General features: G+C 43.4%; 5 protein-coding genes and 1 pseudogene. 4 read left to right on the forward strand and 2 right to left on the reverse strand.

Features of this window, described 5'->3' with window-relative positions:
• Nucleotides 1–1,480: IS66 family transposase (gene tnpC, locus V6259_RS19320; RefSeq protein WP_341585923.1), on the forward strand; the 1,480-nt coding region annotated here is incomplete at its 5' end.
• A gap of 438 nt (nt 1,481–1,918) precedes the next feature.
• Here the strand turns inward: tnpC and V6259_RS19325 are convergent.
• Nucleotides 1,919–2,128 (reverse strand): hypothetical protein, encoded by a 210-nt coding sequence (locus V6259_RS19325; protein WP_341585924.1) that lies wholly within the window; start codon nt 2,126–2,128, stop codon nt 1,919–1,921.
• Here V6259_RS19325 and V6259_RS19330 point away from each other — a divergent pair.
• The 3 genes and pseudogenes from V6259_RS19330 (at nt 2,127) to V6259_RS19340 (ending at nt 3,658) form a co-directional block, all read left to right on the forward strand.
• A complete protein-coding gene (locus V6259_RS19330; protein ID WP_341585925.1) occupies nt 2,127–2,492 on the forward strand; it encodes a hypothetical protein in 366 nt (121 codons plus the stop codon). The two genes, V6259_RS19325 and V6259_RS19330, sit on opposite strands and share 2 nt — an antisense overlap.
• Nucleotides 2,483–2,809 carry an IS66 family transposase zinc-finger binding domain-containing protein gene (locus V6259_RS19335; protein ID WP_445928531.1) on the forward strand — a complete coding sequence of 109 codons (327 nt, stop codon included), beginning with the start codon at nt 2,483–2,485 and terminating at the stop codon, nt 2,807–2,809. The genes V6259_RS19330 and V6259_RS19335 overlap by 10 nt, the downstream gene beginning before the upstream one ends.
• Before the next feature lie 145 nt (nt 2,810–2,954).
• Nucleotides 2,955–3,658 (forward strand): annotated as a pseudogene (locus tag V6259_RS19340) (IS66 family transposase).
• Between the two features lie 1,165 nt (nt 3,659–4,823).
• Here the strand turns inward: V6259_RS19340 and V6259_RS19350 are convergent.
• Nucleotides 4,824–6,434 (reverse strand): replication initiation protein, encoded by a 1,611-nt coding sequence (locus V6259_RS19350; RefSeq protein ID WP_341585927.1) that lies wholly within the window; start codon nt 6,432–6,434, stop codon nt 4,824–4,826.
• Between the last annotated feature and the right edge of the window lie 1,396 nt (nt 6,435–7,830).

Consider the following 7,830-nt stretch of genomic DNA (forward strand, 5'->3'; position numbering starts at 1 on the left):
AAAGCGCGAATTATTCGGGCCTAAAAGCGAGCGCAGAGGTTTACTCACTCCTGAACAACAAGCCCTCGCTGATATTGTTGGCCCGATGCCAGTAGAACCCACGACGCTGGAGGAAGACGCCACGGTCCAGCAGGATAAACCTGAGCCCGTCAGTGTTCGCGGAAAAGCCCCCAAGTCTCGTAAAGGCAATGAAATTACTATCACAGGGTTGCGTTTTGACGAGTCTATACCGGTTCGTGAAAAGATCATCTTAGCAGACGAACTACAAGGCCCCAATGCGCACGAATACGAAGAAGTGGGCTTCAAAGAAGTCAGCCGCATCGTACAAAAAACCAGTGCTTATGAAGTGGTAATTACCAAACGCCAAGTGGTCAAACACAAAATCAGCAAACAGCTTATTACCGCGCCACAACCGGATAGTATTTTTGACAGCTCTGTCGCGGATGTCTGTTTTATCGCTGGCTTACTGGTCAACAAGTTCCTGTATCATTTACCGCTCTATCGTCAGCATCAACAGCTTAGCGCTGCTGGGATCACCCTCAGCCGTGCGACGCTGACGAACCTCACCAAACGCGGGATCGAACTGTTACGACCCATTGTGGTAGAGCAACTGATCAGTGTGCTGGACAGCAAGGTACTGGCCATGGATGAGACTCCGATAAAAGCCACCCGCCAGCCTGGGGTAGGCAACCAACCCGGCAAAATGAAGCAAGCGTATTTTTGGCCCATCTATGGCGAGCAGGACGAAGTGGTGTTTACCTTCTCCCAAAGCCGTGGCCTGAAACACATCCAAGACTTACTGGATCATGTTTGGCAAGGCACCTTGCTGACCGATGGCTATGCCGCGTATAGCAGCTACGAAGCAAAATCGCCAGACATCACTCATGCCCAGTGCTGGGTGCACATGCGTCGCCAACTACTGAAAGCCGAAAGGGAAGAAGCCGAGGCCGTCACACACGCTCTGAACCTGATTGCCGCCTTGTATAAACAGGAAAGCCATATCCAACAAAAAGGCTGTGCAGGCGAGAAAAAACAAGCGTATCGAGCGCAACACAGCAAGCCCTTAGTGGACCAGTTTTTTGCCTTCTGCGAAGAACAAAGTCGACGTGCCGACCTATTGCCAGACGATAGCTGGATGAAAGCGTTGAGCTACACCTTAAAGCGCAAACGCCAACTGATGGTCTTTTTGGAAAATCCGGACGTAGCCATGGACACCAACCACCTAGAGCGAGAGATAAGACCCATCCCGATGGGTAAGAAAAACTGGCTCTTCTGTTGGACAGAACTGGGCGCGGAACACGTTGGCCTCATCCAAAGCCTAATCAGCACCTGCAAGCTGCATGACATCGATCCCAGTGTTTATCTGACGGATGTCTTGCAACGAGTAAGCCAGCACCCAGCAAAAGACACCGCCGACTTGATCCCAAGACGATGGAAGCTACTGTTCGCAGACAACCCGTTGAAATCGCCCTTGCTCTGAGTGTCAAGAACGGCGTGAAATGAACGCTAACCCTGTAAGACAGTATTTTAGTATTTTTATAAATAACTAATCGTTAATAACTCTAGGGATAAGGTTTTGTTTTTATTTGTAGATGAGAGTTGGCTACGCTGAGAATCCAGTCCAAGTTTTTCCTGTCTTTTTGAACTTTTTATCGTAAGCGTCGACTAACCCCCACATAGTAACTCCTTCCAAACACCATAAAATCTCTTATTCTCTCACAATTGGAATAAAAGGCTTATGTTTACGGCTTCCCCTCAACTAAATATGACTATCATTTGTAGGCCACCGATATACATAAATCTATTGATAGGCTATGCAATATGATCACGTATAACCTGGAAAAATAGCCATGTAGCGAACAGTTTTTTATCTTTCTCGGTCGATCGCGCGATAAAATCAAAGTCTTACTATGAGCGCCTAATGGTTTTTGATCGCATTATAGGCGCCTAGAGAAAGGTCATTTTCAGTGGCCTGGTATTGATGATGAGCATTTGTCCATTCAAGAGTCACCACGTCAACTGAACTGGTTGCTAGATGGTCTTGCACTAAACTTACAAGAAGCTCACCCACATTTAACGTATCGATATCATGACGATTAGGACATTCGCTTGGTATAATGCAAGCCATGAAAATACTTCCTGGTGACTTACCCAATGACATTGACTCTCTTAAGGCTCTTTTACTTGAGCAGTCGTTTTTGTTGGGTGAAAAAGACTCGGCTTTAACGGTTAAAGACAATCAACTTGCTGAGTGGGCGTCAAAATACGAACGGATTCTTGAGCAATGGCGCTTAGCTCAACAAAAGCAGTTTGGTAAAGACGCTGATGTATCTCCTGGGCAAGGCGAGCTGCTTAATGAGTCAGACGATGGCATTAAAGAAGACAATGGTAAGGTTAAAGCGAATAACCAAACTGTTTCATATACGCGTACCAAACCTAAGCGTAGCCTTTGCCGAAGGACTTACCTCGTGAAACACTTTTGGTGGATATAGCGGAATCGGATAAAATCTGTTCATGCTGCCGAGCACCGATGAATCGTATTGGCGAAGACGCTTCTGAGAAGTTAGAGTTTCTTCCCGCTCAGTTAAAATTCATCGAAACAGTTCGTCCTAAGTACCCATGTCACCTGTATGAAAAGACTGAGGCACAAACAACGATTAAGAAAGCCTCGATGCCGCCCAGCATTATCACCAAAGGTATTGCAACTCCTAGTCTACTAAGTCAGGTCATCACAGGTAAGTTCCAATACAGCTTGCCTTTATATCGACAAGAAACCATGTTCAAGAAATATGGCATTGAGCAGAGTTAACAAACGATGTCGACTGGATGCTAAAATGCTCGGTTGCGTTACAGCCCCTTTACGATCGACTCCATAGACTCTTGTTTGAACAGTCGGTGATTCAGCGGATGAAACGACACTTAATGTTATTAACGAAGCGCGTTCGAACTGTTACATGTGGCTCTATTCGACCGGTAAAGATGAACCTGACAAACAAAGCCTGATCCCCAATATTGTGTTATATGACTTCCAACCTACACGAAGTGCGCAATGTGACCTCGATTTTTATAAGGGTTCGATCGTTATCTGAATGAGGATAGCTACCCAGCCTACGAACCCACGAAGGCAACGCTAGCCGGTTACTGGGTACACGCACGTCGAAAATTTATTGAAGCGGAAAAAGGTATGCCCAAAGGGAAATCGGGCAAAGCGACGGTGGCTATTAGTCACATTAAAAAACTGTATGCCATCGAAGTATTGGCCAAGCAACAGAGGACGGCTGAAGCCCCCCTAAAATACAACAAGAAAAAGCGCCTGCTATATTAGCAACGTACAAAGTTTGATTCGAAAAAATCCGCTCAACAAGTACCGCCAAAAAGTCTCTTAGGCAAAGTGATCCAATATAATTTCAATCAATGGGACAAACTCCCCCTTTATCTAACAGAGGGGTGGATCAACATCGACAATAACCGAGCCGAACGGGCCATCAAGCCCTTAGTTATTGGTCGTAAAAGCTTGGCTCCCTTGCCAACACAGGCAAGGGAGCCAAGTCGAGCGCGATACTTTACAGTATTATCGAATACCGCCAAAGCGAATAGATTAATCCCATACGATTATCTGACGCAGAAGTTCGAAACAGCTGTCATTATTAAGCGATGAAAGTGACCACGATGAGATCGATGGGTTGCTGTCGTGGAACATTAAGAAGATGTAAGTGAAGAGACTTTTTGCAGCCTCCTTGCTGCGCGTAATCATCCTGAAAGAAGACAGAGTCTCCATTCTGAAAGCTCTGCCTTCACATAACCCTAGATCTACTCCTCATTTACGCTAATCACAAATTGATAAGCAATAATTTAAGCCGATCTAGGTGGTGATGCTCAGACACTTACTTTCTATTAGCTGGCTTAATCGTTCTTTGACGTCTAGGCCTGCATAGATAGTCAGTTTCCCTTGTTATCGCTCTAAACTTTTTCTGCCTGGCTCTGACGAAGATTTTTGAATTTTAAACCAAGGAGTGAAACGTTCACAAAATTGGGCATAGGCATAGACGTAAGCTAAATAGGTATCGCAACAGTGCTCAGGCAATAGCCACACTAACTATCTTTGTTTAAAACGAGTAGGCAATTCCGATCTCGTGATAGACCGAGATTTAGACCAGAAGCGACTCTACAATTCGAGAGACCGCTGTCGTACTCCAGCAGTAAAACCTCTTTAATTATATTCATTGGTATTCTCTTTTTGGTCAAGGTCGCTTTCTTACCTTCTAGCTTTAGAAGTAGAGAATATCAAGCTATTGATTTAAATAAGAACAATTATTTTGGAGTTAGGCTAAAAGTTGCCGGATAATCGCGGAATGAGTGGTCGGATTAAACCAGAATGAGCAGCCAGGTAATCGAGAAATGACAGCTCGAAATGCTCCGAAATACGTCATATGGGGAGTAGTAGGGACTCATCGTAATGAACGGAGTCAATAGAAAAGGTTAGACGAACGATCTGTTCTATAGGTCATATTATACTCAAATACAAGAAGCCAAGGATCCTTGGCTTCTTGAGCAGACTGCTTGGAGGGCATGAAGCATACTAGAATTAAGTTCAATTCAGCTTATGACATCAAAACATTTGATGTCATAGATGATAGGTACAGGTTCTTTTGAAAAATAGTTTTCGATAATGGCAATAAAAATACCTAATGCTTCGGAACTTTACCTAATCGTCCTCGTCTACACCCTTTATTTTTATTAGTATAAATCTGTACCCATCAAAAACGGCTAGGGTGCAATGTACATATTAAGTAAGCTTACGCTGGACTTTTAAGAGGATTAGATCAGTGGGTTTTCTTATAGATTTCTGAACTCATAAGTAGATCTATTTGCTGCTTAGCAGTGTCTTTTTTGGGTCTAAATTTTTCATGCTCTTCTTGCAACCCGAACTCTGAAAGATACTCTGAAAAACGGATGCTAACGTAAGACCCTTTTAATTTGTATTTTACAAATTCATCACGCTCTTCTTGGTCCCAAGAATCCCATTCTTCACGAACTATTTCACTAACAAACTGCCTTTCAACAGGGTTGATGTACTCTGTCAAAGAAAGCACACCATTTGTTTCATGATAATCAAATTTTATAGCGTCTCTTAGCCAGCCTGAAGGGTTAGAAATAGTAGTTACATGCTGAGCCTTGATAAATAGGTTTAAGTTGTTTAAGCAACGCTCAACAGAATATTTATTAATGAGGCTTTTCGCTATTCTAGAGTCAAAATACTTTTCCAGCTCCTGCATTAAACCATCTTCTTTAACCAGTTTCGCGATTTCCACCTTCGTAGCCTTAACCTTAAACACAATGTATTTAAAGACCGCCCGCGGGTTATTTCGTCTTTCTGGTAATTCATAATCGAACTCTAAGTCCGTTCTACCGTTAATTTGCTCTTTAGACCTATCAAGTACAGCTCTTTTGAAATCAGCTAACCTTAAATATTTATCTGTTATGCCAAGCTGAACACGAAGTTCATCTACATTTTTTTTAAATGATATTTCAGTCTTTCCTTTCTTAACTGTATTGATAGGAAGTTCTTTCCTAAAAATATCGTACAAGTCAGCAGCAAGGTTTGATGTCAAACTAATAACATATTTCATATAACTTTTAGTAAAATTTTCTTTTATATCAACCACATATGGTTTAAATGCAGAACCAAATTCAAATACTACATATCCCTCTTCAGCGTTATAGGCAGAGGTATCAAAGATAGAAATATTCTTCAGTTGGCTAGATTTTTTTCCGCGAGCTAACGCAGTAGCGCAAAGCATATTTTCAGCATTGACATACATTTCACAGACATCATTTTTTCTAATTGATGACGTATCTAAAGTAAGAGTTTGACCAAGGTAGTTAATTTCTGCTTCTAACGCATCTTCTATTCGATCTATATTGGGAGGTCTACTCCTACCATTTTCATCAAAAACATGCAGCCCAATCTTTTCATCAAAAAAGACACTTAAACCGTCTTTATCTTTAAATTCTTTATCTTGCACATCACTAAGCTTTATATAAACACATGAACTGTCCTCTTTTATACAAAGTCTTTTTCCATCAACAGTTATGCATGATGTGTCGTAAATCAGTGGAGCTCTTACGTATCTTGTCTGTAACTCTTCAAGTAAGCTCGGGCTGCCTTTCGTCCCTTTCAGGTATTTACTCACATTGGATTTTGACGTGTTAAGTGCGTAAGCAAGTTGACTAGGCGTAACTCTAATTTCACCAATATCATGTGCTCGAGAGTCAATCATAGCGATCGCTGCATGAAAAATGCGATTTTCATTCAATGACATTTCTGCATGACCAGCAATCAACTCATTACGCTTTGTTACCAAGGCCGTATCTCTGTTAAAAGCATTCTCAGATACAAGCAACTGTTTTTTATTAGACTCTTTTTTTGACATTATAAATCCATATTACGATCTATCAGGGAGACACATCACTCGAGCAGTATGAAAGATAACTTATCGTGACAAAAAGGCAATAGAAAAAATTATATAATATCCTTTTTGTCACGATAAGGCGGATTTGCAAATTTTTCACAATAAAACTTATCTACACATCACTGTGACAAAAAGGGCAACCATGGCGTTCATAAGAGTGGCGAATCTGTCACGCTCGAGTAGGACACCAGCTATATCGTGACACAAAGGCAACCATGGAGTTCATGAGAGTGGCGAATCTGTCACGGTCAAGCAGGGCAGAGGCCACATCGTGACACAAAGGCAACCACGGTGTTCATGAGAGTGGCGAATCTGTCACGGTCAAGCAGGGCAGAGGCCACATCGTGACACAAAGGCAACCACGGTGTTCATGAGAGTAGCGAATCTGTCACGATCAAGCAGGACAGAGGCCACATCGTGACACAAAGGCAACCACGGCGTTCATGAGAGTGGCGAATCTGTCACGCTCAGATAGGGCACCAGCTGCATCGTGACAAAAAGGCAACCACGGTGTTCATGAGAGTGGCGAATCTGTCACGCTCAGATAGGGCACCAGCTGCATCGTGACAAAAAGGCAACCTAAGGGGCCATGAGAGTAGCAGATCTGTCACGCTCAAATAGGGCACCAGCTGCATCGTGACAAAAAGGCAACCTAAGGGGCCATGAAAGTGGCGAATCTGTCACGATTAACTATGAAAACAGTCACATCGTGACAAAAAGACAACCTAAGGGGCCATGAGAGTAGCAGATCTGTCACGCTCAAATAGGGCACCAGCTGCATCGTGACAAAAAGGCAACCATGGCGTTCATAAGAGTGGCGAATCTGTCACGCTCGAGTAGGACACCAGCTATATCGTGACACAAAGGCAACCACGGTATTCATGAGGGTAGCGAATCTGTCACGCTCGAGTAGGACACCAGCTATATCGTGACACAAAGGCAACCATGGCGTTCATAAGAGTGGCGAATCTGTCACGCTCGAGTAGGACACCAGCTATATCGTGACAAAAAGGCAACCATGGCATTCATGAGAGTGGCGAATCTGTCACGCTCGAGTAGGACACCAGCTATATCGTGACACAAAGGCAACCATGGCGTTCATAAGAGTGGCGAATCTGTCACGCTCGAGTAGGACACCAGCTATATCGTGACAAAAGGGCAACCATGGCATTCATGAGAGTGGCGAATCTGTCACGATTAACTATGAAAGCAGTCACATCGTGACAAAAGGGCAACCATGGCATTCATGAGAGTGGCGAATCTGTCACGCTCGAGTAGGACACCAGCTATATCGTGACACAAAGGCAACCATGGCGTTCATAAGAGTGGCGAATCTGTCACGCTCGAGTAGGACACC

Source organism: Marinomonas sp. TI.3.20 (assembly GCF_038155025.1).
GTDB lineage: Bacteria > Pseudomonadota > Gammaproteobacteria > Pseudomonadales > Marinomonadaceae > Marinomonas > Marinomonas flavescens.